The following is a 26,989-nucleotide window of genomic DNA, read 5'->3' as shown; positions in this document are numbered from 1 at the left end:
GGGGACCAACGGAGCAGCCAGTATCGGTGAGATTGATCTTGGATTGGGAGCCGCTCGGCTGGCCGCCGACGGTGCGGCGGCGGCCGGTGAGGCGCCCAGGGCGAGGAGGGCTGCGGTCAGGGCGAGTGCGGCTACTGCCCGCGAGCAGGTGCCTGGCGCGTTTCAAAGGGTGGTCCCCCATACTCGGTGGCGTACGGGTCCACCGGGGATCGAACCGGCCCGGCAACGGTCTGTGCCAGGGGCGGAATAAGCCCATCCATGATCCTGCGTGGCCAGTTCCGGTCTCACGCCACCACCCCTGTGGCCGCTACATTCACCCCCGACTGGACATGTGCACCACCAGGGGGAAAGAGACAACGATGCGCCCCATAAGACCCGTCAGCCGCACCGGCAGATCACTCATGGCGGTGACCGTTACGGCGGCCGCCTGGGCGGTCACCGCCATGGGCCTTGCCGCCTCACCGGCCACCGCAGCACCCACCACCACGACGGCGCCCCGGCCCGGCGACACCTGCACGGCGGCCGACCTCGGCACACGCCACCCGTACATCAAGACCACCGAAGTGTCCCCGACGATAACCCACTTCAAGGGCTGGTACGTCACCGAGGGCACAACCGGCAACCACACCGTCACCACCAGCACCCAGACGACCATCTCGGTCTCCGTCGGCCTCAACAACAATATCGAGGGCAGTTTCGCCGCCGAGACCCTCGGCAAGGCCGGCGTGAGCGTGGGCCTGAACGTCAAGGTCGAGTACTCCTCCACCAGCAGCGAATCGAACTCGGTCGCGTGGAACTTCAACCAGCCCGGCTACTACGGCGTGTACAAGGGCACCAAGAAGGTCACCGGTACGTACGGAAGCCTCAACTGCAACCGCGTGCAACAGGGCGACGGCAGTTGGGCATTGAAGTGGATCGAGGGGCCCGACGGCGGCAACTTCACCACCTACACCACCCTCGAAGAAGGCGCCGTGCGCTGCCAGGACCAGGTGCCCGCAGACAGCATCATGGCCAAGGCGCAAACCCTCCTCGACTGCGGCTCGGCCGCCGCGAAGGCCGAGCACCCGGCGGGTGCGGTGGCGCCAACGGCGCAGCAGAAGCGGGACCGCCTCGTACAGCGCCCGGCTCCCACCAGCGGCACGTATACCGAACCGTCCAAGGCCACCGGGCGTAGCGCGCGGGCCGCTCTCGACTGCCAGGCCAGCGTCTACAAGATCGCCGTACCCGGCAAGCCCCTGTCCTGGGGCGCGCCGGTCCTGGCGGACGACGGTGTCCGCCTGCGACCCTCGACGATCTTCAGCGCCCACCTGGACAACTGGCGCCTGTGCAACGTGACGGAGCGCAACGGGGTCCTCGAGGCGTCCCTGTGGAACTGGGGCAACGGCGGGTGCGCGACCATCGCCGGGCAGAACCCGGCCGCCGAACGGGCGGTCCTGATGACGGCCCCCTGCGCGGAAGACGACCTCCAGCGGTTCTACATCTACCGCGACGTACCCGGCAGCTCGAAGATCGGTGTGCAGAACAAGTACACCGGCTCCATGATGGGCCACGACCGGTACGCGGACGGGGAGTTCATACGCCAGTACTCCAGCGGCAGGCAGGACGGTACGGGTACGTACACCCTGATCGGAGTCTGACGGCCCACACCCCGTGAGCGGCCCCGCACGTGAACCCCCGACCTCCCGGTTTCGTGCGGGGCCCTCCGCGTCCCTACTCCGACACCGGCCGGTCAAGGGCGCCGTCGGCGGCGCTTCGCGCTGGGCTTCGCCCACCCTGGACAGCCCGCCCCGTCCCTGGACCTGGCTGGCTACTGGGCGGCGGCCCCTCCCTCGTGACGTCCGTCCGCAGGCCAAGAGCCGTGTGGGTGGGGAGATCCATCGAGCAGGTCCGGGGCCACCAGAGATCACCAGGTGGCCGATTCCAACGAGCGCCATCAATCGAGCCTGGTGCTGACGGCGGCCCGCGCGTGGGTCGCCGATGTCCGTCAGGACGCAAGGCCCGCCGCAGACAGGACTGCGCCGCGGTGGGCCGCAAGCCTCAAGCGTTAGACGTACGTAGGCGCAGCACTGCCACAAGACCCAGCGTGCCCGATCGTGGTACGCACCGCCGACCACCGGCACAATTCAAGATTCGGCCCAGGTTCTCCCACACCAGTTCCAGCACGCTGCCACCACAGCAACCAGACTCACACGAAAGCAGGCACACATGCGCAAGACACGCACCGCCCTCACCGTCCTCGCCCTCTCGGCCGCGGCGCTGACAGGCACGACCACCGGCGCCGCCGCCACCGACAACTTCTCAACCAGCCGTGCGGCTGCGGCTCCGTGCACCGTGCCCGACGCGTTCTGCGCCACCAGCGGCAGCGGCGACCAGCTCGTCCTGCACTGCGGCGAGTCCGCATTAATGCCTTGGAGCGGCGTCGGATACTGGGACAACCGCCTTCCCGGAGGCGGCATAGTCAAGATGTTCGACTACTACGGCTCCGTGAACCATGTCGCTCCCGCCGATTCCGGTCCCACCGAGATCAACTGGAGTCTCGTCCGGGCGCTACGCACCTACTGCTGACACCTGCTCGACGCGCGGCGCGTGCGAGAGCACTGCGAAGTCAGCAGGAGCTGCGTCAGAACCCTGCGACATGGGCCGGAGGCGGCGCCAAGCCTTCGAAACGCAGGGCGCCGCCTCACGGTGCGAGCCCGGTGGCTTCGACGTTGTCCAGTGGCCCCACCAAGACGTCCCACCCGGCCCCCAAAGGTGAAGTGACGGCTTGAACCGGCCCCATCCGGGCATGGCCTTGACCAGGCGGCGGTCACCAGGAGGAGCCACTTGAAGCCGTCACGGATCTTCACGAATCGGAGCCATCTCTAGCCGTCCAGGCGGGGCCGAATCACGACGTCAGAGCCAGTTCTCGCCCACGTCCGGCCTATGACTCAGGCGCGGGCGCCTGCATACAGCCTCGGCAGAGGATGCTGCTAGTGGCTCAGTTCCATTGATCGTTCGGGACTGCTGCATGATCGGCTGCTGAGCTGGGCTCACTCGGGCTGCTGGTCGTCCTGCGAGTCGTGCAAGGAGGGGGCGTAGGAGATCCCGACGATCAAGCCGTCCGTCGTGAGAAGTCTGGTCACCGTCTGGCCCCACGGTTCGGTGCGGGCTTGGTGCACCAGGTCGAAGCCCGCGCGCTGTAGCTCGGCACCGGCGGCTGTGACGGCTTCCGCGTTCGCCACCTCGAACTCAATCGATGCCTGCGGGACCGCCCGGTCGGCGGGCCACTCGGCAGTGCCGAAGCATGCCTCGGCTGCCTGCGAGAGCGGCCACAGGCCGAAATGCTTGCTGCCGGGGACGCGCCCGCTGGAGTAGTAACCGTTGCCTTCCCCCTCCAGGGGGAGGCCAAGAGCCTCGATGAACAGCTTGCGGCTCAGGGGCGGGTCGGCGACGACCACCGCCACGCTCGTGATGAAGAGAACGTCCATGCCGGTGGTGGCACTCCCTGCTGCGACTGGACTGCGGGGCCGGGGATTCGGCCTCGTCAGCACCGCTTTCAGCGACCGGATCCCGCTCAACCTATCCGCCTGCTCCCCAAAGGGCCGAGACACCCGAGCCATCACCAGCGTTGAGTCACCCGATCGGGCCGACTCACATTCGCACTGCCGATCACGTCTGCGCCGTCATGCCACCGGTCCCCGGGCGGCCAACCGGGCGCGTTCTGGCGGCACCGCGAATAAGCGCACCCGCCGCCGCGGCATTTCCCGGGTCACTTGATCGAGCAGAGCCACTAGTCAAAGCGGCAGGCCGATGCGGTGCGCCAGACCCCGCAGATCCCGGGCAGCGCGGGTGGGCAACTGCCGATCAGCGAGATATTCGACGGTGTTTCGCACGGGCGCGTTGGCGTGGATGCGTTGCGGGGCGATCTGTTCGGCGGTCAGCAGGGCGGCGACCGCATCGGCTTCCCGGCCCCGCAGATGAGTCAGCGACCGGCCCAGATCGGCATGGAACGCGGCCTGCCGCCCAGGAGCCTCCGCCAGAGTCTCGGGATGGACCCCGTTCTTCGCTTGTACGGCCTCGCAGTGCAGGCCAAGGTCGGTGTTGAGGCTGACGTGGTGGATTCCGACGTTGGTGGGGCCGAAGTTCAGGTGCCAGGCCCGTGTCTCCCCCGTACGGTCGGCGAGGTCGGCAGCTTCGGTGAGATGGTCGCGGACCTCTTCCGCACAGGTCTTTCCAGACCTCTTTCTGTCCTGAGTCAGGCAGGTGGCGGAGATCAAGTGGAGCTCGCCTCGCTGGCCCGCGCCGCCCTCGCCCGGGGCGGTGGTGCAATGGGCCGCACGGCGGAGCAACGTATCGCGCAGGCTGTTATGGATGCGCTGTTCGGCAGCGGCACGCTGGAGCGGCTGCTGGCGGATGAGACGATCGAGAACATCTGTGTCAACGGGTGTGATGCGGTGTGGATCCGCCGTGCGGACGGCACCTGGCAGCCAGGTGCCCCGGTGGCGGCTTCGGACACCGAACTGATCGAACTGGTACGCACCCTGGCCGCGAGCGTGGACGGCGAGGAACGCCGCTTCGACCGCGGCGTACCCCGGCTGAATCTCCAGCTCCCCGACGGGTCTCGGCTGTTCGCGGTGATGGCCGTGACCGGCCGCGTTTCGTTGTCAGTACGCCGTCATCGGTTCCCTGCCGCGTCCATGGACGACACCGGCCACCATCAACCCCGAACGTCGCGGTGATGAGGAACGCTACCCGGCCGGCGAAGCCGGCCGCCAGGTTCGCCGCCAGCGGGAAGAACGTCGTCAGCGTCACCACCAGCATCTTCGGCGGCAGCCCGAAGCCGAACCAGATGATCAGCAGGGGCGCCACGGCGACGGCGGGATCGTCTGGGAGGCCACCAGGAGCGGGTACAGGCCGCGGCGGGCCGCCGCCGAGAAGTCCAGCAGCACGGCCACCAGCCAGGCCGCCGCGATGGACAGCGCGAAACCGAGCAGGGTCTCCTGGAGCGTGGACAGGGTCTGCGCCCACAGGTCTCCACGGTTCAGCCCGCCGTGTTCGACGACCCGGGCGGGGGAAGGCAGAGCTGTGGGATCGACTCCGGCGACCGTGACATAGAACTGCCGGCCGCCGGCCACGACTGCGAGTACCAGCGGCGGCGGCCACAACGACCGCAGGGCGGACCTCACAGCGACTCCAACCCGAGCTTTCACGCGGAACGCACGGCCAGGTCCAGGGCGATGTCGGTGATCATGTCCTCCTGGCCGCCGACCAGCTTGCGCCGTCCGACCTCGGCGAGGATGCTGCGAGTGTCCAGCCCGTGGCGGCGGGCAGCTGTCTCCGCGTGTCGCAGGAAACTGGAGTACACGCCCGCATAGCCGAGGGTGAGCGTCTCCCGGTCGACCCTGACCTCCCGGTCCTGGAGCGGTCGTACGACGTCGTCGGCCGCGTCCATCAGCGGGAACAGGTCGCAGCCGTGTTCCCAGCCCATGAGGTCGGCGACCGCGACGAACGCCTCCAGCGGGCAGTTGCCGGCCCCGGCGCCCTGTCCCGCGAGGGAGGCGTCGACGCGGGTGACGCCGTTCTCGACGGCGACGACCGAGTTGGCGATGCCGAGGCCGAGGTTGTGGTGGGCGTGGATGCCCAGTTCGGTGACCGGGTCGAGGACGTCCCGGTAGGCGCGGACGCGGTCGCGGACGCCGTCCATAGTCAGGCGGCCGCCGGAGTCGGTGACGTAGACGCAGTGCGCGCCGTAGGACTCCATCAGCCTGGCCTGGCGGGCGAGTTCGGCGGGTTCGGCGAGGTGGGACATCATCAGGAACCCGGCGACGTCCATGCCCAGCTCGCGCGCGGCGGCGATGTGCTGGGCGGAGATGTCGGCCTCGGTGCAGTGGGTGGCGATGCGGACCGAGCGGATGCCCAGGGAGTGGGCCTGCTTGAGGTCGTGGACCGTGCCGATGCCCGGGAGGAGGAGGGTGGTGGGGATGGAGTGCCATACGGCGCCCACGACCGCCTCGATCCACTCCCAGTCGGTGTGCGCGCCGACGCCGTAGGTGACGCTGGAGCCGGAGAGGCCGTCGCCGTGGGCGACCTCGATCGCTCGCACTCCGGCTGCATCCAGGGCAGCGGCGATGGTGCGGGCCTGGTCGACGGTGTAGCGGTGGCGGACGGCGTGCATGCCGTCCCGCAGGGTGACGTCCTGGACGTACAGACGGGTCATCGGGACGCCACCTCCGAGGTACGGTGTGCGGCCATGCGTTCCGCGGTGCGCAGCGCGGCCGAGGTCATGATGTCGAGGTTGCCTGCGTAGGCGGGCAGGTAGTGGGCGGCGCCCTCCACCTCCAGGAAGACGGACACCTTCACGGCGTCGCCGCCGGGGGCCAGGGTGTTCAGCGGGTCATCGGCGGCGACCCGTTCGAACTGCACCTTCTGCTTGAGGCGGTAGCCGGGGACGTACGTCTGCACGCGCGCGACCATCTCCTCCACCGAAGCCGTGACCGCCGCGTCCTCGCAGTCGCCGACCAGGCAGTGCACGGTGTCCCGCATGATCAGCGGCGGTTCGGCCGGGTTGAGCACGATGATCGCCTTGCCGCGGGCCGCGCCGCCGACCCTCTCGATGGCCGCGGAGGTGGTCTCGGTGAACTCGTCGATGTTGGCCCGCGTGCCGGGGCCTGCCGAGCGGGACGAGATGGAGGCCACGATCTCGCCGTAGTGCACCGGGGTCACGGCGGCGACGGCGGCGACGATCGGGATCGTGGCCTGGCCGCCGCAGGTGACCATGTTGACGTTCGGCGCGTCCAGGTGCGCGTCGCCGTTGACCGGAGGGACGACGTACGGACCGAGCGCGGCCGGAGTCAGGTCGACGACTGTCCGGCCCAGCGCGCGCAGGATCTCGTCATGGCGGCGGTGGGCGCTGGCGGAGGTGGCGTCAAAGACGAGCTCCACGTCTGCGAAGTCATCGAGCTTCACCAGGCCGTCCACGCCCTCGTGCGTGGTGGTGACCTTCAGCCTGCGAGCGCGCGCCAGGCCGTCCGAGTCGGGGTCGATGCCGGCTATCGCGACAATCTCCAGCGACTCGGAGAGCCGCAGAATCTTGATCATCAGATCGGTGCCGATGTTGCCCGACCCGATGACGGCTGCCTTCGTGGTCATGCCGGGTTTCCTTCCGTGGTGGATGCCGCGAACGCGGTGGCGACCGTGCCGATTCCTTCGATGCTCGCGGTGAACTCGTCCCCGTCGGCAGCGACGGCCATCGGGCCCAGAGCGCCGGTCAGGATGATGTCGCCGGCCCGCAGCGGATCGCCGAGCCCGGCCAAGGTTGACGCGAGCCAGAGCGCGGCGGTGAGCGGGCTGCCCAGGCAATCGGCGCCACGGCCGTGCGAGACCGTCTCGCCGTTCTTCGTGAGCGTCATGCGGACACCGCGCAGGTCGACCCGGTCCAGCGGTACCGCGGTGCCGCCGAGGACGTACAGGCCGCAAGACGCATTGTCGGCCACGGTGTCGACGATGGTGATGTCCCAGTCGGCGATCCGGCTGTCCACGATCTCCAGCGCGGGCAGGGCGAAAGCCGTGGCGCGGAGCAGGTCAGCCACGGTCGGGTCCTGGTGCGGCAGATCAGCCTCCAGCACCAGTGCGACCTCCACCTCCACCTTCGGCTGCAGCAGCCGACCGCTCGCGATCGGCTGCCCCTCAGGCACCGCCATGTCGGCGAACAACGCCCCGAAGTCCGGCTGGCCGACGCGGAGCTGACGCTGCACGGCGGGTGAGGTCAGGCCGATCTTGCGACCCACCAGCCGACGACCGTCGGCCAGACCCCGTTCGACGTATTGGCGCTGCACGGCATAGGCGGCTTCGACGTCTGCCTCGGGCAGCAGGGAGCGCACCGGGGGGCAGGGCATGCCTGTGCGAATGGCCTCTTCCAGTGCGGCTGCCGCCTTGGCCACGGCATCGGTGGACTCCAGGGCACTCATGGGCGTGCCCCTTTCGGAGTCGCGCGGCGGTGCGGAACGGGCATGCGGATGCCTCCAGGGGTGAAGTCAGGGACTCGGCAAGGCGGCCGGCCCTTTTGCCTCGCGGAGCGGCGGCTCACGGGGTCGGTCATGGCGAGGTGGATCATGCTTTGGAGCGGGCCGGGAGAGCCGTAGTCGCGAGTCAGGCGGTAGTGGAGCGTGACGCGGCCGTGGGTCCGCTCGGCCGTCCGCGAAAAGCGGCCTCTCAGGCGCGGTAGCGCGTGGTACTCCATCCTCCGCAGACCGGCAGTGTCACCCCGGTGATGAATGACGAGTCGTCGGATGCCAGGAAGGCGAAAGCGGCCGCGATGTCCCGCGGCTGCCCCACCCTGGGGATGGGGCGGGCTTTCGTCACCGTGTCGTCGAACTGCCCGGCGCGGATCCTCGGTGCGGTGGCCGGGGTCTCGATCAGGCCGGGCGCAACAGCGTTCACTCGGATGTTCCTTGGACCGTAGTCGGCCGCCATCTGTCTCGTCAGGCTGCTGACGGCTCCCTTGGCCGCCGAGTAGGGGGCCGATCCGCCGACGCCGACGACCGCGAACGCCGAGGAGGTGTTGATGATCGACCCCCCCTCTTCGAAGTGCAGGACGGCCTGCCTGGCCATGCGGAACGTCGTCGTCAGGTTCACCGAAACGAAGAAGTCGAAGTCCTCGTCCGTGGTGCTGTCGGCTGACTTGTCCCCTGCCTTGCCCGCGATATTGGCGAGTACGTCGGGTACACCCACCCGGGCACGGCAGACGTCGAACACCTCTTGGGCGGCTCGTTCCGCGCGCAGATCCTGAACGTGGGTCACGAGAGGGCTGCCCTGCCTCTCGGCCTGCTCGGCCAAGGATTCGAGCCCTTCCGCGGCCAGATCGACCGCGAGAACCTGTGCGCCCCGGGAGGAGAACAGCAGTGCTGTCTCGCGGCCGATACCGGAGGCAGCACCTGTGACAATGGCGATCCTGCCCGCAAGCTGCCCCTCGGCCGGATTGCCCTTCTCGAAAGCGTTCACGCATCCTCCACTGTCTTGATTCCCGCTCAGAGCATCCTGCGCGGGCCGCCGCAATGCCATGGGGAATTCCCGCTGGGTGAAAACCGGTCGTAGGCTGCTCAGCCGGGGTGCGCCAGGGTGAGCCGTATGAGCATGAGACAGAAAGACTCCTCTTCCGCTGACAAAGCGAGGGAAGTACTGGAAATTCCCGGCCTGGCCGTGTCCTGGCCCGAGGCCGGTGTGGCCTTGGTGGAGTTCGACCGCCCGCACCGGCGGAACGCCCTGGATCGCCCCCTTCTGGACGGCCTCCCTGTCCTGCTGCGGCAGCTCAACCGCCGCGACGATGTGCGTGTCATCGTGCTCTCGGGCCGTGGCGGTTCCTTCTGCGCGGGAGGCGACCTCGCGGTCATCGGGGACATGCAGGGTGAATCACCTTCACAGGCGGCCGGTCGGATGGCCCGGGAATTCGAATCCACGGCACAGTTGCTGGATTCCAGAAAGATCACCGTGGCCGCGGTCGAAGGGCCAGCCGTCGGAGCCGGTCTCGCTCTGGCCCTCGCATGTGACATCCGGGTGGGTGGCGCAACCGCCGTGTTCGCGGCGCCGTTCATCAAGATGGCTCTGGTCCCCGACTTCGGAGTCTCCTGGCTGCTGGCCCGGACGGCAGGGGCGTCGGCTGCGCTCGACATCACGCTGACCGGCCGCAAAGTGTTCAGCGAGGAGGCACTGAGTCGCGGGCTGCTGACCGAGATCGCCGCGCATCCGCTCCCTCACGCCCTGGCGAAGGCAGAGGTCTTCGCCGACGCCGAGCCAACGGTCGCAGCCGCGACGAAGCAGCTCATCCGTTCCAGCCTGAGCAAGGACTTCGCATCGACCCTGCGGGCGGAGATCGCTCATCAGCTCGACGCGATCAGCTCGGCCGCATTCCACGAGCACTGGTCGGCATGGGCGGCGGCTGTGCGCAGTGCATGACAGTGGCGTACGGGCCCGACGGAGATGCGGCACCGTACACATCGCATGCCGTCCCCCGCGTCCGCAGTAGCAGCAGCGAGCGGCCGCCGGGCCGTGGCTGCCCGCGGTCCGGCGGCCGCTCGCTGCGGACCTGCCGCGTCATTCCCCGGTGACGGTCACCGACCCCAAGTGCCCGAATTCCGCCACGATCTGGTCACCGGCAGTCAGGGGGACCGCATCGGTGAGGCCGCCCGTGTAGACGCACCAGCCCGCTTCCAGGGTGATGCCCCGTGCGGCCAGCGTGTTGGCGGCCAGAGCGAGAGCCTCCGCCGGATGCCCCTGCACCGCGGCGCCGGTGGCGGTGTGCGCGACCTCTCCGTTGATGTGCAGCACGCACGCTTCGAGTGCGAGGTCCAGCCGCTGCGGCGGCAGTGCCACGCTTCCGGCGACGATACGTCCGGACGAGGCGTTGTCCGCCACGACGTCGGCCAACCGGAACCGGAAGTCCTTGTATCTGCTGTCGATGACCTCGATGCCGGCGTACACGGCCTCCACCGCCGCCAGCGCGCTCATGGCGGTGACGCCCGGCCCGGCGAGCGGCTTGCCCAGCTGGAAGACGATCTCCGGTTCCACCCGTGGGTGGATGAGGGAGTTCAGTGGGACCGGCACACCGCTACCCAGCACCATGGCGTCCGTCAGCCAGGCGGTCAGCGGCGAGTCGACGCCCATGCGCTGCTGCTTCGCCCGGGAGGTGAGTCCCAGTTTGACGCCGACGATCTGCTCGCCCCGCATGACCCGGCGGGCAAGTGTCTCATCCTGGATCTGGTAGGCCACTTCGAGATCCAACTCGGCCCACTCGTCGGTGAACGGTTCGAGGTCCTGCCGCCGGTTCTCCGCGTCCAGGAGGGTGTGCGCCACCTTTGGCGCGGTCCACGTCATGTCTGTCGTCTCCAACGATCGAGGGGCAAGGGTGTGGGGCTGTTGATCAGGGGCGGGCGAGATGCGCGGTGACGCTGCCGAGATGAGTGAAGGCGGCGGTCACCGACTGCCCGTCGCTGACGGGCACGGCGGTGGTGAGAGGCCCGGACAACAGGACGGATCCCGCAGGCAGAACCCGTCCGGCGTCACCGAGGGTGTTGGCCAGCCAGGTGACGGTGTTGAGCGGCGAGCCGTGGACGGCCGCGCCGACCCCGGTCGCCACCAGCTGGCCGCCCTGATACAGGACGCAGCCCTCCATGCGGGGCTGGAAGTCCGCCAGCCGGCCCTGGCGTGAGCCGAGGACGACACCGCCGACGGCCGCATTGTCGGCGATCAGGTCGGCCGACGACGTCACCTCCTTCAGCCGGGAGTCGAGGATCTCCAGAGCGGGCAGGGCGTGGGCGATCGCGGATGCCACGTCGACGGTGTGCAGGCCGGTGCCGCTCAGTGGCTGCGCGAGCACGAACGCGATCACGGGCGCGGCCCGGGGGGCCACGAAGGCCCTGGCGTCGACGGGCCGGGACTCCGCGTGGAACACCGTCGACATCAGATGGCCGTACGCGAGCGGTGGCCGGCCCCCGCAGCCGGCCACACCGGCCGTCTCGGCGATCCGCCATCCCCGTACCGTGTGCCCCTGCCGCTCCCAGTGCCGTACCTGGTGGTGCTGGACGGCATAGCCATCGGCCACGGTGAGCCGCGCGCCGCCCGCTGCCGCGAGGTGGACGCCCGCACGATCGTCGTAGGCCTGGAGCAGTGTCCGGGCATGTTCTCCGTGGTCCATTGCGTTTTTTTCCACTGCGTTCACGGTGCCTTCCGGGGCTGGGGGTCGGCTCCAAGATCGGGCGTTCCCGTGGGGTGGGCAAGGATCCTTTTCCAACCAGCGGTAAGCGCTCCCCGACGGCCCGGAAAGACGCGGGGAAAGTGCGGGGAAGCTTTTTCCGGTGAGCGGAAGCGCTTCATTGAGCAATCGGTCCTGCCCGGTGACGGTTGATGCGTTCGGCCCGTCCAACGCAGGAGGAAATGGTGGAGTCTTTCGGCCACGTCATCGACGGACAGGAGGTGCCGTCCGCGGACGGCAGCACTTTCCAATCGGTCGACCCGTGGGAACGCGAACCGTGGGCGACAGTGGCTCTCGGCTCCCCGGCCGACGCGGACCGGGCGACAGCGGCCGCGCGGAACGCCTTCGATTCCGGCCCCTGGCCGAGGATGAGCTACGCCGAACGCGCGGGTATTCTGCATCGACTGGCCGATCTCATCGAGGCCGGCGGCGAACGCCTCGCGCTCACGGACACCACTGACATGGGAAAGCCGATTGCCGAAACACGGGGACACGACGTCCCGCGATCCGCACAGAACTTCCGGTTCTTCGCAGACCACTCGACGGTCACGGCGGCCGAGCGGTTTCCCATGGCATCCGGGTTCCACGCCTACACGGAATACGGTCCGGCCGGTGTCGTCGCGGCGATCGCCCCCTGGAACTTCCCTCTCATGATGGAGACGTGGAAAGTCGCCCCCGCTCTCGCCTGGGGCAACACGGTCGTCCTCAAGCCCGCCGAGCAGAGCCCCGCGTCGGCGACGCTGCTGGCTCGCCTCGCCCTGGAGGCGGGGGTCCCCCCGGGCGTCCTCAACGTCGTGCACGGGTACGGGCCCGGCTCGGTAGGCCAGGCCCTCACCGAGTCGCCCGCGGTGGACAGGATCACCTTCACTGGCGAGTCGAACACCGGCCGGGCGATCTCGGCCGCCGCCGCCCGCAATCTGACCCCGCTCAGCCTGGAGATGGGGGGCAAGGGCGCGAACATCGTCTTCGCGGACGCCGACCTGGAGCAGGCCGTCTCGTGGTCGATCAAGGCCATTTACACGAACAACGGCCAGGTCTGCCTCGCCGGCAGCCGCCTGTACGTTCAGCGGGACGTCTACCGGCAGTTCGTCGAGCGCTTCTGCGCCGCCGCCGAGGCACTCGTCGTCGGCGATCCGAAGGAAGCCACCACGCAGATCGGGCCGCTCGCCTCCGAGGAGCACCACGAGAAGGTCACGGGCTATCTGGACCTGGCCGTCCGCGACGGAGCCCGCATTCTCTCCGGCGGCCGGGGAGAGGGCTGGACGGTGCTCCCCACGGTGATCGCGGGCGCGGGCCAACGGGACCGGGTCACCCAGGAGGAGATCTTCGGCCCGGTCGTGGTCATCCTGCCGTTCGACGACGAGGACGAGGCCGTCCGGGCCGCGAACGACACCCCCTACGGACTGAATGCCATGCTGTTCACCACGGACCTCTCGCGGGCGCACCGCGTCTCGCGTGCGCTGCGCGTCGGGACCGTCTGGACGAACTGCTTCTTCGTCCGTGATCTGCGCGCTCCGTTCGGGGGCGCCAAGAACTCCGGCGTCGGCCGCGAGGGCGGAAACTTCAGCCGTGAGTTCTTCACGGAGCCCAAGGCCGTCGTCATGAACATCGCCCCGGCCTGACGGGCGGGAAAACTACCGGTGAGGACAACCATGACCATCCGTTCCGTCTCGACCCAGGGCGCCCCGACCGTCGGCTTCTCCAACGGGACCAAGGCTCCGCTGTCGCAGGCCGTCGTCCACGGCTCCACCATCTACTGCTCGGGCACCGGCCCGCTCGACCCGCGGACCCGCACCGTCGTCTCGGACGACTTCGAAGCCCAGGTCGAACAGACACTGCGCAATCTCCTGGCCGTGGTCGAGGCGGCGGGCGGCGCCAAGGAGACCATCCTGAAGTGCAACGTCTATCTGCGTTCGGCCGACTCCTTCCCGGCCTTCAACGCCGTCTACCGCCGCTTCTTCGAAGAGGTGCCGCACTTCCCGGCGCGTACGACGGTCATCGCGCAGGCGCATCGTGCCGGGGTACTGGTGGAGATCGATTGCGTCGCCGCCGTGGTGGCCGAGTGACCGGCACGTCCGCCGGTCACCGCGTCCCGCGCGACCTGGTGCTGCGGGGCGGCAAGGTGCTGACCCTGGACCTCGTGGGCCCGACGGCGACAGCGACAGCCACCGCGCTGCTGCTCCGCGGAGGCGAGGTGGCGGCTGTCGGGGACGAGCGGCAGGTCCTGGACGCCGCGGGCCCGGAGCCACGCGTGCTGGATCTGCGGGGCAGGACCGTCATGCCCGGCTTCGTCGACGCGCACTGCCACTTCGAAGAAGCCGGCATGGACGGCGACACCGTCTCCTTCCGGGGGGCGACCACGATGGCCGAGGCCCTGGAACGGGTGCGGACCACGGCCCGGTCCCTGGACACCGACGCGTGGGTGCGCGGACAGATCTGGAACCCCGTGCTGCAGCTGGAGGAGGGCCGCGTGCCCACCTTGGCGGAGCTGGACGCCGTCGGTGGCGGCCGTCCGGTCTATCTGCCGATGGGGCACAGCGCGTGCGCCAACAGCGCGGCCCTGCGCCTGGCGGGGATCGACGAGACCACCCCCGACCCCGACGGCGGACGCCTGGGCCGGGACCCCGGCTCCGGGACGCTGACGGGATACCTGTGGGAAGAGGCCCAGAACCTGGTCGCCCGGGTCGTACCGGAGTGGACCGAGCAGGAGCGGGCCGGGCAGCTGCTCACCGCGATGAAGGTGTTGAACGGCTGGGGCATCACCTCCGTGGTCGCGGGCGCGATGCACCCCCGGGACGTCGCCGTGCTGGGGCGTCTGGCCCGCGAAGGACGGTCGACGCTGCGGGTGGCCGCCATGGTGCTGCCGTCGGGAGAGCTGATCCCCTCGGTGTCGGAACCGGAATGGGAGAGCCTGGTCAAGGCCGGACCCCGGCGGTACGGCGACGGGACCTGGGTGCGCGATCTCGGGATCAAGCTCCAGCTCGACGGCGGCATGACCCTGGGCACCGCGGCCACCCGCAAGCCGCACCTGACCGACAGCGCCTACGCCGGCGACCTGCTGATCGACCGTTCCCGTCTGGCGATGCTCGTGTCGCGGGCCCGGCAGCGGGGCTGGCGGGTGGGTGTGCACGTGGTCGGCGACGCCGCGATCGACCTCGCACTCGACGTCTTCGCCGAGGCGCGCACCGCCGGGGCGGCCGACCCGGGCCCGGACATCCTGATCCACGCCAGCCTGATGCAGGAGGACCAGATGGAGCGAGCACGGGACCTGGGGGTGATGGTGACCGCGCAGGCTCCGTTCCTGTGGCGCAACCGCGACGCCATCGCGGCACGCATGGGCCCGGACCGGGCCGAGGGCGCCGTCCCGCTGCGGTCCATGACCGACGTCATGGGCATCGACCGGGTATCGGCCGGTACCGACTTCCCCATCAACGACCTCAACCCCTTCAAGAACCTGTACGCCATGACGACCCGGCGCGACCGTCAGGGCCGCACCGTCGGCGGCGGTCAGGCCGTCGGCCGCGAGGAGGCGCTGCGCCTGTACACCACCTCGGGCGCCGCCCACACCGGCGAGGAGAGGACCAAGGGCGCGCTGCGGGTCGGCGCGCTGGCCGACCTCGTGGTCCTGGACGGCGATCCGCTGGCCGCGGACCCCGAGACCCTCCTGGCCCTGAACGCCGACGTGACCGTCGTCGGCGGGCACATCGTCTTCGACCGCCACGGCGAACTGACGGACGACTGACCTTCGACAGCACCGAACCGACTTTTCAACAGCACCGAGAGGACGACCATGCTTCCGAGCGAGATGCCGATCATCGGTCTCGACGCACTTGCCGGTGAACTGGCCGCGTCAGGACGCCGGGTGAGGGTGCTGTGGCAGCACAGCGAGTCCCTGGCCTTCATCGCGCGCGGGCGCGAGTACCGCAGCGAGTTCCACATCAACCCGAGCGACGAGGTCATGTTCATGATCCGCGGCTCGATGAACCTCCACTACCGCAACCCCGACGGCTCCGAGGATGTCGCGGTCATCCCGGAGGGCTCCTCCATCTTCACCCCGACCGGGGTGGCCCACTCGCCGCGCTTCCCGCCGGACGCCTTCGTCCTCGTGATCGAACGGCTCAGAAAGCCCGGTGAACTCGACCGCTTCCGCTGGTTCTGCCCCGGCTGCGACGCCTTCCTGCACGAGGAGAGCGTCCACATCGACGACTACCGGAGCGATCCGGTCGCGGGGGCGTACGAGCGCTTCTTCGGCAGTGTGGAGGCCCGTACCTGCGAGAAGTGCGGAACCGTGATGCCGGACGAGCGGCTGTGACCGTCGACGGACCGGACGCGCGCACCGGGACGGGCTCGATCGGCGACGCGATCATCGCGGCGGTGCACCGGTTCGGCGACCGCGAGGCGCTCGTGTGCGGCACGGAACGCCTGACCTACGCGCAGGTCGGGGACGCCGTGGCCCGCCTGCGGGGGGCGATGGAGCACGCCGGACTGCGGCCGGGCGACACCGTCGCGCAGATCACCGCCAACCGGCCGGCACAGTGGCTGACGACCGCGGCCTGCTACATCGCGGGATACCGCTCGGTCACCCTGCCGCCGCACGGCCTGCCCGCCGAGGCGCTCCGCGCACGCCTGGCCGCCGCCGGTCCGGCGCTGGTGGTCGCGGACCCCTCGTGGGTGGCCGACATCGCCGAGTGGGACATCCCGGGGAGGGGCGTGATCCGGGTCGCGGACGGCCCCGCCCCGGACGGCGACCTCCCGGAGGGCTGGACGGAACTGCGAGCCTTCACCGCAGGGCAGTCGGCCGGGCCGATCGGCCCGGCCGCGCCCGCCGACACCGTGGTGCGTCTCGGCTACACTTCCGGCGCCACCGCAGCGGCCAAGGCCGTGCTGCTGTCCAGCGGGGCGTTGTGCGGCGTCGCCGTACTGAACCTGGCCCAGGCGGACTGGCCCGCCCGGCCGAGGGTCCTGTGCGCGGAGTCCGTGGCCGGCGGCTTCGGCAACATGGTGGTGCCGACGCTGATGCGCGGCGGCACCTTCGTCATGCTGGAGACGTTCACCGCACAGGGCTTTCTGGACGCGGCTGCCGAGCACCGGCCGAACGTACTGCTGGCGATGCCCCCGGCGCTGCGCGAGATCCTGGCCCACCCCGAGGCGGACGGCGTCGACTGGTCCGACGTCGGCCTGCTGATCTACAGCGGGGCCGTGCTCACCCCGGCTGAGATCGACCGGGCGCACACGCTGTTCGGACACGTGCTGTGCGGAGTCTTCGGCCAGGTGGAGGCCCCCAAAACGATCGCGTTCCTCGCCCCCGAGGACCATCTGTCACCGACGCGGCGGACATCCCTTGGCCTGCCGTACGCCGGGATGACCGTGCAGGTGCAGGACCTCGCCGGCAAACCGTGTCCTGCGGGCGTGGCCGGCGAGGTGTGTGTCACGGGACCGACGGTGACGGCCGGGTACGAAGGCGCAACGGCCGCCGGACAACCGTTCCGTGACGGATGGCTGCGCACCGGCGACGTGTGCCGGACCGACCAGGACGGCTACCTCCACTACCTCAACCGGATCGGGGACACCCTCGACCAGGACGGGACGCTGCTGTGCCCCACGGATCTCGAAGCGCTGCTGGAGACGGAGGCGGGCGTCACATCGGCCGCGGTCGTGGCCCTGCCGGAGGACAACGGTGTCCTCGTCGCACTGACCGGTCCGGTACCGACGGCGCCGCGGACCGACGACGTGGACCGGATCAGGACATGCCTGCGCGCCGCCGGTGTGCACACGGTCGGCGTGCTGCCGGTGGCGGCCCTGCCCCGCGACGTCATGGGAAGGGTCGACCGGCGTGCGCTGCGCGCCCGGTGGACGGACGACCGGCGCGGGCAGGTGAGCTCGGATGACCTCTGAGACGACCGGTCGACTTTTCGACGTGCACACCCATGCCACCCCCACCGACCTGCTCACATGGCTGGCCGACCGAGGGCTGGCGGACACGACCGAGGTGGACCACGGGGTCGTCCGCCTCGCGTCAGAGATCTCGGGGGTGCCCGAAGGCACCCCCATCCCCCTGCACCGCGCGCAGTACGACGTGGCGCACCGGCTCGCCGACATGGACCGGATGGGGGTGTCCCGGCAGGCGGTGTCGCTGCCGCCGTTCGTCACCTGCTCCGGAGCCGAACCGGAACTCGCCCGGGAGGTCGTCGCCCGCGGGAACGACGCGCTGACCGCGTTCGCCGACCGGGGCGCCGGACGGCTGCTCGCCCTCGGCACCGTGCCCCTGGGGATCACGGAGGGCGTCGAGGAGGCCCGCCGGTGCCTGGACGAGCTGGGCTGCGCCGGTGTGGCGATCGGCTCCCACGGGGCGGGCCGCGACCTGGACGATCCGGTCCACGAGCCGCTGTGGGAGTTCCTCGCGGAACGCGACGCCTTCGTGTTTCTGCACCCCAACACCGTGTCCGGAGGCGCCCGGCTCGGCTCCTACTGGCTGCCTCAGCTGGTGGGCTACCCCGCCGAGACGGCACTGGCCGTCAGCAGGCTCATCTTCGGCGGAGTGCTGGAACGCCATGAACTCACGGTGTGCCTGGCCCACGGCGGCGGCTGCCTGCCGGCACTGGCGGGCCGACTGGACCTGGGCTGGCACCGCAAGGACGTGGCCCGGACGGTACCGCTGCCGCCCAGCGCCTACCTGCGTCGGCTGTACGTCGACAGCGCCACCTTCTCGCCGCTTCTGCTGGCGCGGCTGGTCGAGGACTTCGGCCCCGACCAGGTCCTGCTCGGCACCGACTACCCCTTCGAACTGGCCGACTTCGAGCCCGCGGCCACGCTGGCCGCGCTGGAGGTCTCCCCGGCCGACCGGGACCGGGTGGCCTCAGCCACGGCGCGGAAGCTTCTCGGCCAGTGACATCTCGGCGTCGTCACCGGCCTGGTACTGGTTCTTCGCCAGCTGCCGGGATATGGAGCTGGCCGCCACGCGAAGCGCCGCTTCGGTGGCCTCGGGGGAACGCACCCGGGAGTGCATCACGATGGAGAGCGCCGCGACCACCTGCCGGTTCTTGTCGAAGATCGGCGTCGCGACGGACATCGTGCCCAGGGTCATCTCCTCGATGCAGCGGGCGATGCCGGAGGCCCGGACGTCCCGGAGGGTGCGCGCGAGGGCGCCCGGCATGACGACCGTGTGCGAGGTGTAGCGGTGCAGACCGGCCCTGAGCACCGTTTCCTGGAGGGTCGGGGGAGCGTAACCGAGCAGGACCTTGCCGACGCCCGTCGCGTACAACGGCAGCCGGCCGCCGACCCGGGACGCGACGGGCACCGAGCGATTACCCCACACGCGCTCGATGTACAGGGCCTCCGCCCCGTCGAGGACGGCCAGCTGCACGTTCTCCGAAGTGGCCTCGTAGAGGTCGTGCATGTACGGCAGCGCCACCTCGCGCAGCGTGTTGGGCCGTGAACACAGCGAACCGAGTTCCCACAGCCGCAGCCCGATGCGGTAGCGGCCGTCGCTCTCCCGTTCCAGAGCACCGATCTCCACCAGCTCGGCCGCCATCCGGTGCACCGTGGAGACGGGCAGCCCGGTGGCCTGGCTGAGCTGGACCAGGCGCAGGGCGGGCTGGCGCAGCGTGAACGCGTTCAGCAGCGCGAACACCCGCCGCGAAACCGACTTGTTGAGCTCAGTGTTGTCAGCCACGTTCAACCTCTGAGGTCGCGTTGAGCCCGGGCTTGCCCGGAGCTTCCAAGGTCGACTCTAGCTCTTGGCCCCGGTGCGCAGTACTGCGGCGGCGTCCGAGGTCGGCGGCCATGGCCAGGAGGAACACCCCGGCGACGGCGGTCATCGCCACGCCCAGGCCCATGAGACCGCCCCGGCCGCCGGAAGAGGCCTGCGGCGGGAGCAGCCCCACGAGTCCGACGGCCAGGATCGCCCCCACGTAACGACAGGTCTGGAACAGGCCACCCGCCGTACCGGCGAACCGGGCGGGAGCCCGTTCGTACATCAGCCGCTGCAGTCCGAGGTTGCACAGCCCGTAGGGCACACCGAGCAGGACGCCGTCGGCGACGAGCAGCCACACGGGAGTGCCGGTGCCGAAGGCAGTGACGCCCGCCAGCCCGGCGACCAGCATCAGCGCTCCGGACAGGAGCAGGCGCGACAGTCGGACCCTGCGCAGGAGAGCGGGCGCCGCGACGGTCGCCAGGGCGCCTGTCGCGGCGATGGGAAGAACCAGCAGACCGGCCTGGGCGGGAGTGAAGTGCCGGGCGTCCTGGAACCACTGGGGCAGCCCGTAGAAGGCGCCGTAGTAGGCGAGATTGAACAGGACGAACAGTACGTAGACGGCGATCAGACCGCTGGCCCCGGCCGGTGCGGACCGGCCGGGGCCGCGCGTGCCGATCCCGCGACGCGTCCGACGGCCGTGCCCGCGGCCGGGTGCGGGCGCCGACTCGAACAGCAGCAGGGCGGCGACCAGGGCGCCGACGGTCAGCGGCAGATTGATCCAGAAGATGGCGCTCCATCCGCCGAGCGAGACCAGCACCCCGCCGAGCACCGGGCCGACGGCGCCGCTGACCGTGTTCGCCGCGGCGATGCCGGTCAGCGCGTGCCCGGTCGCCCGGCCGCGCCGGGCGAGCAGCACCATGGCGCAGGGAAAGGCGGCGGCACCGCCGACGGCCTGCACGGCCCGGCAGGCCACCAGCGTGCCGAGGGTCGGCGAGAACGGGGCGGCGGCGGACGCCAGAGCGGCCAGCGCCATACCCGCGACGAAGACCGGACGGGGGCCGAAGAGGTCGGCCAGCCGCCCCATGACCGGCTGAGCGACACAGGCCGCCAGGTAGAACGCGGTGACCATCCAGACCACGGAGGGCAGTGGGGCGGCGAAGTGTTCGCGCACGGGCACGAGTGCCACCGCCACCATGGAGGAGTTCAGGGGAGCGAGCAGCGTTCCCGTCATCAAGGTGACCAGCACCCCCCGGCCGGGGGCCGCCTGCCCCTGCCGGAGTGCCGTGTCCTGGAAAGCGGTCATACCCTCACGCCGTCCGTCCGCCGACCCGCAGCAGGACCTTGCCCCGCACCTGACCGGTCGCCAGTTCGGTGAGTGCGGCGGCGCCCTCCTCCAGCGGGAGCACCGCGTGGACGTGGGGGCTCAGGTCTCCGTTCCGGGACCATGCGAAGATCCGCGCCAGGTTCCCTTCGTGCACGTCGCGCTCGCGGCGGACGAACTCGCCGAGGAAGACACCGACCACGGACGCGCCCTTGACCATGGGAATGTTCAGCCCGACGGACGGAATGGCGCCCGAGGCGAAGCCGACGACCAGGTACCGGCCGCGCCAGGCCGTCGCCCGCACCGCGGCGGCGGCGACATCGCCGCCCACCGGATCGAAGACGACGTCGGCACCGCGGCCCGCCGTGGCGGCCTTGATCCGCTCCTTGATGCCGTCCTCGCCGTAGGACAGGTTCTGCCCGGCTCCCTGGGCGAGGGCCGCCCGGGCACGCTCGGGCGAGGAGGCGCAGGCGATGACCTCGGCGCCGAGCAGGCGGCCCACGTCGACCGCGGCGGATCCCACGCCGCCGGCCGCTCCGAGGACGACCAGGGTCTCCCCGGGCCGCAGCCCGGCCCGCTGGACCAGGGCGTGGTAGGCGGTCGCGTACGCGACGAGGACGGTGGCGGCGTCCTTGTCGGACACGCCGTCGGGCAGCACGGTGACCCGGTCGGCGCGCACGAGCAGGAACTCCCGGGCGCAGCCGTACTCCTCGTTGCCCACGACGCGGTCGCCGACCGCCACCGACTGGACACCGTCGCCGACGGCGGTGACGACACCGGAGTACTCGCTGCCCGGCGAGAAGGGGGGGTCCGGCTTCACCACATGCCGGCCCGCGACGACGAGCGTGTCATGGAAGTTGAGGCCGACGTAGGCCACCTCGATCACGATCTGCCCCGGGCCCGGACGGGGCACCGGCAGGTCGGCGACCTCCAGGACGTCGGGAGTGCCGAGGCGGGTGCAGAGCAGTGCCTTCATCCGCGGGCCGCCTCGTCGTCGGCGATCACCACGCGGGAGCCGATCAGCTCGTCGATCTCCGCGACGCCGAACCCGGCCTCGCGCAGCAGGGGGCGGGTGTGCTCGCCGAGCCGCGGGGGAGGGGTGCGCAGCGGCGGCAGCGCGCCGTCGTAGCGGACCGGGTGGCTGAGGACGGTGGCCCGGGCGTCGCCGACGGGAATGTCCATCAGCAGTCCTTCCTCGGCGACCTGGGCGTCCTCCCGTACATCGTCGTAGTCGGCGACCCGCTCGATCCAGAAGCCGAGCGGCTCCAGCCGGGCAGCCAGCTCCTGGTAGGTCCAGGCGGCCAGCGTCAGTTCGAGGATCCGGGTGTACTGCTCGCGGTGGTCGCGGCGGGCCCGCTGGTCGAAGGCGGCCAGCTCCGTGGAGCCGAGGGCCGCGGCGAAGTCGTCCATGGTGCCACTGAGGGCGATGGCGGCGTGCGCGTCGCGCAACCGGTAGATGCCGTAGGGCGGATCGATGAACCAGGTCGCCAGGGCACCGGGCCGCCGGATGTCGGCACGGCTCTTGCCGCCGGAGTAGTAGAGGGCCAGCGACTCGGCCTGGAGGTCGAGCCCGGCGGCCAGCAGGCTGGACTGGACGCGGGTGCCCTGTCCGGTGACGAGTCTGCGGACGTAGGCGGCCAGCACACCCATGGCCAGCAGGGCGGCGCCGTGGTGATCCACCACGGGGGTGCCCGCGGCGGTGGCGTGTCCGTCTCCGTCGCCGGTGACCGACACCAGGCCGGAGCGGGCCTGGACCAGCAGGTCGACGCCCGGCCTGCCGGCCATCGGACCCGACGAACCCCAGCCCGTAGCGGACGCGTAGATGATGTCCGGCTTGAACGCGCGCACCGCGTCGTAGCCCAGCCCCAGCTTCTCCAGCGCTCCGCCGCGGTAGTTCTCCATGACGACGTCGCACCGCTCGATCAGCGGACGCAGCACGCGTATCGCGTCCGGATGCTTGAGATCGACGGCGATCGACTTCTTGTTCCGGTTGACGGACAGGAACGTCACGCTCTGGTCGCCGAGCCGGATTCCGGCGCTGCCGGTCCGGCGCTCCCAGGAGCCGGCCGGCGGTTCGACCTTGGTCACGTCCGCGCCCAGGTCCGCAAGGTACTGGGAGGCAGCCGGTCCCTGCACGAAGTGCGAGAAGCTGAGGACCTTCATACCTTCGATCACGCTGTTTTCCTCGTTTCACGAACTGTTCAGGACGTCGTTTCGACCAGTCAGCCCGATGCCCCGCAGTTGTTCAATCGGCGTTTTCCACTCACCGGAATCCGTGGCGCCGAGATCCGGCGGTGACACCGGGATACTCCGGGTGTGCCTCATCGTGATCTCATTCCGGCAGCCATGCGGCGCATTCGCGTCCCGGGTGCCGTCCTCAATTGCGCGACGCTCGGAGCCGGCGAACCGCTGCTCCTGCTGCACGGCTGGCCACAGACCAGCCACGCCTGGCGGTTCGTCGCCCCGCTGCTCAGCGAGCATTTCCTGGTCGTGGTGCCCGACCTGCCGGGCTTCGGCGCCAGTGCACGGATGCGCGACGGCTACGACAAGAAGAACGTCGCCCGCCTGCTGCATCTTCTGATGACCGAACTCGGGCACGACGTCTACCACGTGGCCGGACACGACGTCGGCGGGCAGGTCGCCTATCCGCTCGCCGCCCAGTTCCCGGAATCCGTCGCGAGCGTCACATTCGTCGAGGCGGGTATTCCCGGTCTGGGCGCCAGTGAGGACGCCGCCAATCCACTGCGCGGCGGCTCCTGGCATTTCGGCTTCAACATGGTCCCCGACCTTCCCGAACTGCTGCTCGCGGGACGGGAACGCGGCTATCTCGAATTCCTCTTCCTCCGGGATTCCATCGGCCTGTACGTCACCGATGCCATCGACGCGACGGCGCTGGACGTCTACGCGCGGAGTCTGGCGGCTCCCGGCGCGGTGCGCGCCTCCATGGGCCACTACCGCGCCCTGCCGACGGACATCGCGGACAACCGCGCCCTCAGCGTCGCCGCCCCGCTCACCCAGCGGGTCGCGGTGGTCGGCGCAGCCCACGGAATCGGGCTGAGCTGGCTGGACTCCGTCCAGCAGGCGACGGCGACCGAGGTGATCAGCCGCCTCGTGGACGACAGCGGCCACTACCTGCCCGAGGAACAGCCGGGGGCGCTGTCGGAGATCCTCACCGAGGTGGTGCGTGGTACCGCGCTGCCGTAGCGCGCCAGGGTCGCGCGGTACCGCGGCCGCCGTGGCACGAGAGGTGTCGTGCCACGGCGGCCGCGTCGGCTGGCCGCGCTCAGCCCGAGGTTCGTACCAGCACGTCGGCCAGTTCGCCGGGGAGCGACGCGAAGGGCGCGTGACCGCTGTCGAGGGTGGCCTGCCGGAAGCGGTTGCCCGGGGTGAGCCGGTCGGCGTCGTCGATCAGCCGGTCCTGGAGCGGCAGTGGGAGAGCCCGGTCCCGCAGGCACCGTACGAAGGTCCTGGGTACGGCGCCCCAGCGGTCCGCGGTCGCGCCGGCCTCGCCGGTCAGGAAGCCCAGCGGCTGCTCCGGGGTGAGGGCGTGCGCGTAGGCGAGGAAAGCCGCGGTGGGCACCCCGGTGTAGTACGTCGCGCGCAGCTCTTCCAGATAGGCCGGATCGGTGGACCGCGGATTGATCCGCACCGCGCCGGTCTCGGCGGGGTCGCCGAGATAGAGACCGGCACCCGAGGCACCGGACGCCTCGGGCAGCGCCAGGTAGGCGCCCGCGGTGCCCAGCAGGGTCGGCACGAAGGCCGACACGTAGACCACGTGGTCGACCAGTTCCGGCGCCCGCTGCACGGCGCGGGTGGCGACCGCGCCGCCCATGCTGTGGGCGACCAGCACGGTGTGCCGACGCCCGCCGCCCTGTCCGCGGCGCAGGGCCTCCAGTTCGGCGACGACGGACTCGGCGGCGACGTCCAGGGTCACCTTCCCGATCGGTGAGACGTCGTGCGCCAGGGTCTTCTGCCCCGCCTCGAAGTAAGAGGCGGGGAAGCGGGCCGACATGCCGTGCCCCGGCAGGTCCACAGCCCGTACGTCGTGCCCTCGCCGGGTCAGGGCCGCGCTGAGCTGCGCCCAATGTCCCGCGCCGTGCCAGGCGCCGTGCACCAGCAGAAACTGAATCGGCACTGTGCTGTGGTTCCTTCCCTGTGATGTTTCATTGCTCCGGTCCGTGTCGGCCGCGGCGGCCGGGCCGACGCGGCCGAAGCAGGCCGCGGCCAGGGTTCCCGCCGTGACGGTCATGAACGTCCGTCGGTTGTGGAATCTACTGGGCGTCATCGCCGCGCACCTCCTCGGCCTCTGTGATCTCCGTACGGGCCTCGGCGCGCTTCTCCGCCATGGTCGACCCGCCCGAGCCCCAGTGCTCCGGGGGTATCTCCCGGATCAGCACCCGCACGGACTCCGGCGGCGCGCCGAGCACCCGCACGGTCGTCTCGTGGAGGGCGCGGATCAGGCTCCGGATGCGGTCCTTGTCGCGTCCGGTCAGCACGGACACCTCGATGATCGGCACTTCACTCCCCCGGGACTTCGTTCGCGACGGGCGCGGTGGCGGTGTCCGTCGTCGTCGGGTTGTCCCCGCCGATCTCGGCCAGGTCCACGCCCCGCGTCTCCGGCAGCACGAAGAACAGGACAACGGCGCCCACGGCCATGGCGACGACCGGGTACCACAGCGCGCTGGTGACGCTGCCGGTCTCGGCGCCGACCGCCACCACGGTGGCCGGGAGGAATCCGCCGAAGATTCCGACGCCCGCCTGATAGGGCAGCGACATGGCGGTCGAGCGGATCCGGGTGGGGAACACCTCGGCCATCGCGGTCGCCGCGGGGCCCTGGGCCATCTGCGCGTAAGCCACGAGGAGCAGCAGCAGTGCGACGACCTTGAGCGCCGGCAGGGACAGGAAGCCGGTGATGCCGCTGACCTTGATCGCGGCCCCGGCCACCGGGTATCCGGCGTGCTGAACGGCCGCGGTGATGTTCTGCTCCATCTCGGGCCCCGCGGTGACGTGCCGGCCGTCGACCACGACTTCGGTCGCGCCGCTGACGTCCTCGCGGCGGAACTTCACGGAACTCGTCTGGAGAACCGCGCGGGCCCGGTCGCAGGCCGACGTGAATTTCCGGTTCCCGGCCGGATTGAACTGGAAGGAACACTCGTGCGGGTTCGCTCTGAGAATCACGTCGACGTTGGACTGCGCCTTGGCGAGCTGCGGATTGGCCGCGCCGGTAAGGGCGTTGAACACCGGGAAAAGGGTGACGGCTGCGAGCACCAGACCCGAGATCATCACCTTCCGCCGGCCGATTCGGTCCGACAGCCAACTGAAGAACACGCAGAGGAAGAAACCGATCAGGAAGACCAGCATGAAGATCCAGCTGATCGTGAGGGAGTCCACCTGGAAGCTGGTCCTCATGGCGGTGAGCATGTAGACCGTCGACAGGTAGCCGATGATCGATTGGGCAGCCGCCATCAGGAAGACCACGGCGATCATCCGGCGGTGGCGCTTGTCTCGCAGCGCCTCGCGCAGCGGGGCCTTCGCATGGCTCCCCTGCTCCTTCATCTTCAGGAAGAGCGGGCTCTCGTTCAGCTTGCTCCGAATCCACACCGAGAAGCCGAGCGGGAGCACGGAGATCACGAACGGGATCCGCCAGCCCCACGAGGCGAACGCGTCAGCGCCCACCGCACTTTGGACCGCGAGCTGGACCGCGAGCGACAGGCTGAACGCAAGCGCCGTCGTGCCGCTGAGCCAGCCCACGTAGTACGACCGCTGGTTCCTGGGCGCGTACTCGGCGACGTACGTCACCGCCGCCCCGAACTCGCCGCTGACCGCCAGGCCCTGCGCGATCCGGCACACGAGCAGGAGCGCGGGGGCCGCGGCGCCGATCTGCTCAGCCGTCGGCAGTAGTCCGACCACGACGGTGGACGCCCCCATGATGATCAGCGTCAGCAGAAAGACCGCCTTGCGGCCGACCTTGTCGCCGAGGCGGGCGAATATCACGGCGCCTATCGGACGGACGAGAAAACCCACTGAGAACGTGAGAAGCGCGAAGACGGTCTGGGTCGTCTCGCTGTATCCGCCGAAGAACTTCCCGCCGATTACCGGAACCAGAGAGGCGTAGAGGAAGAAGTCGTACCACTCGAACGCGGTTCCCACCGCGGATGCCGAGACAACCTTGAACTCTTCTCTTTTCATTGCGCCTCCAGGGGGAATTCCTTCTCCGGTCCCTCGCTGTGCCGAAATCGCCGCAGCGGGG

26 protein-coding genes are annotated in these 26,989 nt (G+C 70.1%); 11 read left to right on the top strand and 15 right to left on the bottom strand.

Translation table 11 applies throughout. The annotated features are described in order from the left end of the window. Nucleotides 1-359: 359 nt before the first annotated feature. Entirely contained in the window at nt 360-1,637 is a 1,278-nt protein-coding gene (locus AS97_RS43930; RefSeq protein ID WP_210566875.1) for a hypothetical protein, read from the top strand. A 568-nt stretch (nt 1,638-2,205) separates the two neighbouring features. Further along, the gene (locus tag AS97_RS43925) at nt 2,206-2,565 is read left to right on the top strand and encodes a hypothetical protein (RefSeq protein WP_210566874.1); all 360 of its coding nucleotides are present in this window, start codon (nt 2,206-2,208) and stop codon (nt 2,563-2,565) included. A gap of 464 nt (nt 2,566-3,029) precedes the next feature. Here AS97_RS43925 and AS97_RS43920 read toward each other — a convergent pair whose 3' ends face one another. After that, a complete protein-coding gene (locus tag AS97_RS43920; protein ID WP_059142264.1) occupies nt 3,030-3,467 on the bottom strand; it encodes a VOC family protein in 438 nt (145 codons plus the stop codon). 327 nt (nt 3,468-3,794) lie between these two features. Between AS97_RS43920 and AS97_RS48165 the strand changes: the two genes are divergently transcribed. Continuing rightward, the gene (locus tag AS97_RS48165) at nt 3,795-4,718 is read left to right on the top strand and encodes a hypothetical protein (protein WP_247204688.1); all 924 of its coding nucleotides are present in this window, start codon (nt 3,795-3,797) and stop codon (nt 4,716-4,718) included. Nucleotides 4,719-4,832: 114 nt separating this feature from the next. On the opposite strand, the gene AS97_RS43910 is transcribed toward AS97_RS48165, so the two are convergent. From AS97_RS43910 to AS97_RS43890, 5 genes are all read right to left on the bottom strand, one after another. Next, nucleotides 4,833-5,165, bottom strand: a complete 333-nt coding sequence (locus AS97_RS43910) for a hypothetical protein (RefSeq protein WP_247204687.1) — start codon at nt 5,163-5,165, stop codon at nt 4,833-4,835. A gap of 20 nt (nt 5,166-5,185) precedes the next feature. After that, nucleotides 5,186-6,196, bottom strand: coding sequence for a 4-hydroxy-2-oxovalerate aldolase (gene dmpG, locus AS97_RS43905; protein ID WP_210566873.1), 1,011 nt, complete (start codon nt 6,194-6,196; stop codon nt 5,186-5,188). Further along, a complete protein-coding gene (locus AS97_RS43900) occupies nt 6,193-7,128 on the bottom strand; it encodes an acetaldehyde dehydrogenase (acetylating) (RefSeq protein WP_086706821.1) in 936 nt (311 codons plus the stop codon). Before AS97_RS43900 ends, dmpG begins: the two co-directional genes overlap by 4 nt. Then, on the bottom strand, nt 7,125-7,946 hold the full coding sequence (mhpD, locus tag AS97_RS43895) for a 2-keto-4-pentenoate hydratase (RefSeq protein WP_059142261.1): 822 nt from the start codon (nt 7,944-7,946) through the stop codon (nt 7,125-7,127). The genes AS97_RS43900 and mhpD overlap by 4 nt, the downstream gene beginning before the upstream one ends. Nucleotides 7,947-8,190: 244 nt before the next feature. Then, a complete protein-coding gene (locus AS97_RS43890; RefSeq protein ID WP_210566872.1) occupies nt 8,191-9,039 on the bottom strand; it encodes an SDR family oxidoreductase in 849 nt (282 codons plus the stop codon). A gap of 66 nt (nt 9,040-9,105) precedes the next feature. On the opposite strand from AS97_RS43890, the gene AS97_RS43885 reads away from it, so the two are divergent. Further along, nucleotides 9,106-9,930 carry an enoyl-CoA hydratase/isomerase family protein gene (locus AS97_RS43885; protein ID WP_079059144.1) on the top strand — a complete coding sequence of 275 codons (825 nt, stop codon included), beginning with the start codon at nt 9,106-9,108 and terminating at the stop codon, nt 9,928-9,930. Nucleotides 9,931-10,068: 138 nt separating this feature from the next. Here the strand turns inward: AS97_RS43885 and AS97_RS43880 are convergent, their stop codons facing one another. Further along, on the bottom strand, nt 10,069-10,848 hold the full coding sequence (locus AS97_RS43880; protein WP_086706818.1) for a fumarylacetoacetate hydrolase family protein: 780 nt from the start codon (nt 10,846-10,848) through the stop codon (nt 10,069-10,071). A gap of 46 nt (nt 10,849-10,894) precedes the next feature. Next, on the bottom strand, nt 10,895-11,668 hold the full coding sequence (locus AS97_RS43875) for a hypothetical protein (protein ID WP_059142257.1): 774 nt from the start codon (nt 11,666-11,668) through the stop codon (nt 10,895-10,897). A 242-nt stretch (nt 11,669-11,910) separates the two neighbouring features. On the opposite strand from AS97_RS43875, the gene AS97_RS43870 reads away from it, so the two are divergent. Genes AS97_RS43870 through AS97_RS43845 form a run of 6 tightly spaced genes read left to right on the top strand, consistent with a single transcriptional unit; the run spans nt 11,911 to nt 18,614 of the window. Beyond that, complete coding sequence (locus AS97_RS43870; protein WP_059142365.1) at nt 11,911-13,347, top strand: aldehyde dehydrogenase; 1,437 nt, start codon at nt 11,911-11,913, stop codon at nt 13,345-13,347. Nucleotides 13,348-13,377: 30 nt separating this feature from the next. Continuing rightward, entirely contained in the window at nt 13,378-13,791 is a 414-nt protein-coding gene (locus AS97_RS43865; protein ID WP_059142256.1) for a RidA family protein, read from the top strand. Continuing rightward, complete coding sequence (locus AS97_RS43860) at nt 13,788-15,467, top strand: amidohydrolase (RefSeq protein ID WP_125757606.1); 1,680 nt, start codon at nt 13,788-13,790, stop codon at nt 15,465-15,467. The genes AS97_RS43865 and AS97_RS43860 overlap by 4 nt, the downstream gene beginning before the upstream one ends. A gap of 48 nt (nt 15,468-15,515) precedes the next feature. Beyond that, a complete protein-coding gene (locus AS97_RS43855; RefSeq protein ID WP_059142254.1) occupies nt 15,516-16,037 on the top strand; it encodes a 3-hydroxybutyryl-CoA dehydratase in 522 nt (173 codons plus the stop codon). Beyond that, nucleotides 16,034-17,620, top strand: coding sequence for an AMP-binding protein (locus AS97_RS43850; protein WP_059142253.1), 1,587 nt, complete (start codon nt 16,034-16,036; stop codon nt 17,618-17,620). Before AS97_RS43855 ends, AS97_RS43850 begins: the two co-directional genes overlap by 4 nt. After that, nucleotides 17,610-18,614, top strand: coding sequence for an amidohydrolase family protein (locus tag AS97_RS43845; RefSeq protein WP_125757610.1), 1,005 nt, complete (start codon nt 17,610-17,612; stop codon nt 18,612-18,614). Before AS97_RS43850 ends, AS97_RS43845 begins: the two co-directional genes overlap by 11 nt. Here the strand turns inward: AS97_RS43845 and AS97_RS43840 are convergent. Genes AS97_RS43840 through AS97_RS43825 form a run of 4 tightly spaced genes read right to left on the bottom strand, consistent with a single transcriptional unit; the run spans nt 18,582 to nt 22,914 of the window. Then, complete coding sequence (locus tag AS97_RS43840; RefSeq protein ID WP_059142251.1) at nt 18,582-19,397, bottom strand: IclR family transcriptional regulator; 816 nt, start codon at nt 19,395-19,397, stop codon at nt 18,582-18,584. The genes AS97_RS43845 and AS97_RS43840 overlap by 33 nt on opposite strands. Then, the gene (locus tag AS97_RS43835) at nt 19,390-20,721 is read right to left on the bottom strand and encodes an MFS transporter (protein WP_210566871.1); all 1,332 of its coding nucleotides are present in this window, start codon (nt 20,719-20,721) and stop codon (nt 19,390-19,392) included. Before AS97_RS43835 ends, AS97_RS43840 begins: the two co-directional genes overlap by 8 nt. A gap of 4 nt (nt 20,722-20,725) precedes the next feature. After that, entirely contained in the window at nt 20,726-21,715 is a 990-nt protein-coding gene (locus tag AS97_RS43830) for an NADPH:quinone oxidoreductase family protein (RefSeq protein ID WP_125757614.1), read from the bottom strand. Then, entirely contained in the window at nt 21,712-22,914 is a 1,203-nt protein-coding gene (locus AS97_RS43825) for a CoA transferase (protein WP_059142248.1), read from the bottom strand. Before AS97_RS43825 ends, AS97_RS43830 begins: the two co-directional genes overlap by 4 nt. Before the next feature lie 171 nt (nt 22,915-23,085). Here AS97_RS43825 and AS97_RS43820 point away from each other — a divergent pair, with 171 nt between their 5' ends. Beyond that, nucleotides 23,086-23,943: an alpha/beta hydrolase gene (locus AS97_RS43820; protein ID WP_086706812.1), complete on the top strand. Its 858-nt coding sequence runs from the start codon at nt 23,086-23,088 to the stop codon at nt 23,941-23,943. A gap of 79 nt (nt 23,944-24,022) precedes the next feature. On the opposite strand, the gene AS97_RS43815 is transcribed toward AS97_RS43820, so the two are convergent. The 3 genes from AS97_RS43815 to AS97_RS43805 form a co-directional block, all read right to left on the bottom strand. Further along, a complete protein-coding gene (locus tag AS97_RS43815) occupies nt 24,023-24,874 on the bottom strand; it encodes an alpha/beta fold hydrolase (protein WP_059142364.1) in 852 nt (283 codons plus the stop codon). A 136-nt stretch (nt 24,875-25,010) separates the two neighbouring features. Continuing rightward, nucleotides 25,011-25,256 (bottom strand): tautomerase family protein, encoded by a 246-nt coding sequence (locus AS97_RS43810; protein WP_059142246.1) that lies wholly within the window; start codon nt 25,254-25,256, stop codon nt 25,011-25,013. Nucleotide 25,257: 1 nt separating this feature from the next. Continuing rightward, nucleotides 25,258-26,928, bottom strand: coding sequence for an MFS transporter (locus AS97_RS43805; protein WP_210566870.1), 1,671 nt, complete (start codon nt 26,926-26,928; stop codon nt 25,258-25,260). Nucleotides 26,929-26,989: the final 61 nt, after the last annotated feature.

The organism is Streptomyces sp. AgN23 (assembly GCF_001598115.1).
Lineage (GTDB): Bacteria > Actinomycetota > Actinomycetes > Streptomycetales > Streptomycetaceae > Streptomyces > Streptomyces antimycoticus.
Note: the sequence above shows the minus strand (reverse complement) of the source record. Positions and strands in the feature narration are given on the sequence as shown.

What these genes read in the sequence shown, in the direction of transcription:
- AS97_RS43930 (WP_210566875.1), top strand. Translation starts at nt 360, where the DNA reads ATGCGCCCCATAAGACCCGTCAGCCGCACCGGCAGATCACTCATGGCG.
- AS97_RS43925 (WP_210566874.1), top strand. Translation starts at nt 2,206, where the DNA reads ATGCGCAAGACACGCACCGCCCTCACCGTCCTCGCCCTCTCGGCCGCG.
- AS97_RS43920 (WP_059142264.1), bottom strand. Translation starts at nt 3,467, where the DNA reads ATGGACGTTCTCTTCATCACGAGCGTGGCGGTGGTCGTCGCCGACCCG.
- dmpG (WP_210566873.1), bottom strand. Translation starts at nt 6,196, where the DNA reads ATGACCCGTCTGTACGTCCAGGACGTCACCCTGCGGGACGGCATGCAC.
- AS97_RS43900 (WP_086706821.1), bottom strand. Translation starts at nt 7,128, where the DNA reads ATGACCACGAAGGCAGCCGTCATCGGGTCGGGCAACATCGGCACCGAT.
- mhpD (WP_059142261.1), bottom strand. Translation starts at nt 7,946, where the DNA reads ATGAGTGCCCTGGAGTCCACCGATGCCGTGGCCAAGGCGGCAGCCGCA.
- AS97_RS43890 (WP_210566872.1), bottom strand. Translation starts at nt 9,039, where the DNA reads ATGGCATTGCGGCGGCCCGCGCAGGATGCTCTGAGCGGGAATCAAGAC.
- AS97_RS43885 (WP_079059144.1), top strand. Translation starts at nt 9,106, where the DNA reads ATGAGCATGAGACAGAAAGACTCCTCTTCCGCTGACAAAGCGAGGGAA.
- AS97_RS43880 (WP_086706818.1), bottom strand. Translation starts at nt 10,848, where the DNA reads ATGACGTGGACCGCGCCAAAGGTGGCGCACACCCTCCTGGACGCGGAG.
- AS97_RS43875 (WP_059142257.1), bottom strand. Translation starts at nt 11,668, where the DNA reads ATGGACCACGGAGAACATGCCCGGACACTGCTCCAGGCCTACGACGAT.
- AS97_RS43865 (WP_059142256.1), top strand. Translation starts at nt 13,378, where the DNA reads ATGACCATCCGTTCCGTCTCGACCCAGGGCGCCCCGACCGTCGGCTTC.
- AS97_RS43855 (WP_059142254.1), top strand. Translation starts at nt 15,516, where the DNA reads ATGCTTCCGAGCGAGATGCCGATCATCGGTCTCGACGCACTTGCCGGT.
- AS97_RS43845 (WP_125757610.1), top strand. Translation starts at nt 17,610, where the DNA reads ATGACCTCTGAGACGACCGGTCGACTTTTCGACGTGCACACCCATGCC.
- AS97_RS43835 (WP_210566871.1), bottom strand. Translation starts at nt 20,721, where the DNA reads ATGACCGCTTTCCAGGACACGGCACTCCGGCAGGGGCAGGCGGCCCCC.
- AS97_RS43830 (WP_125757614.1), bottom strand. Translation starts at nt 21,715, where the DNA reads ATGAAGGCACTGCTCTGCACCCGCCTCGGCACTCCCGACGTCCTGGAG.
- AS97_RS43820 (WP_086706812.1), top strand. Translation starts at nt 23,086, where the DNA reads ATGCGGCGCATTCGCGTCCCGGGTGCCGTCCTCAATTGCGCGACGCTC.
- AS97_RS43805 (WP_210566870.1), bottom strand. Translation starts at nt 26,928, where the DNA reads ATGAAAAGAGAAGAGTTCAAGGTTGTCTCGGCATCCGCGGTGGGAACC.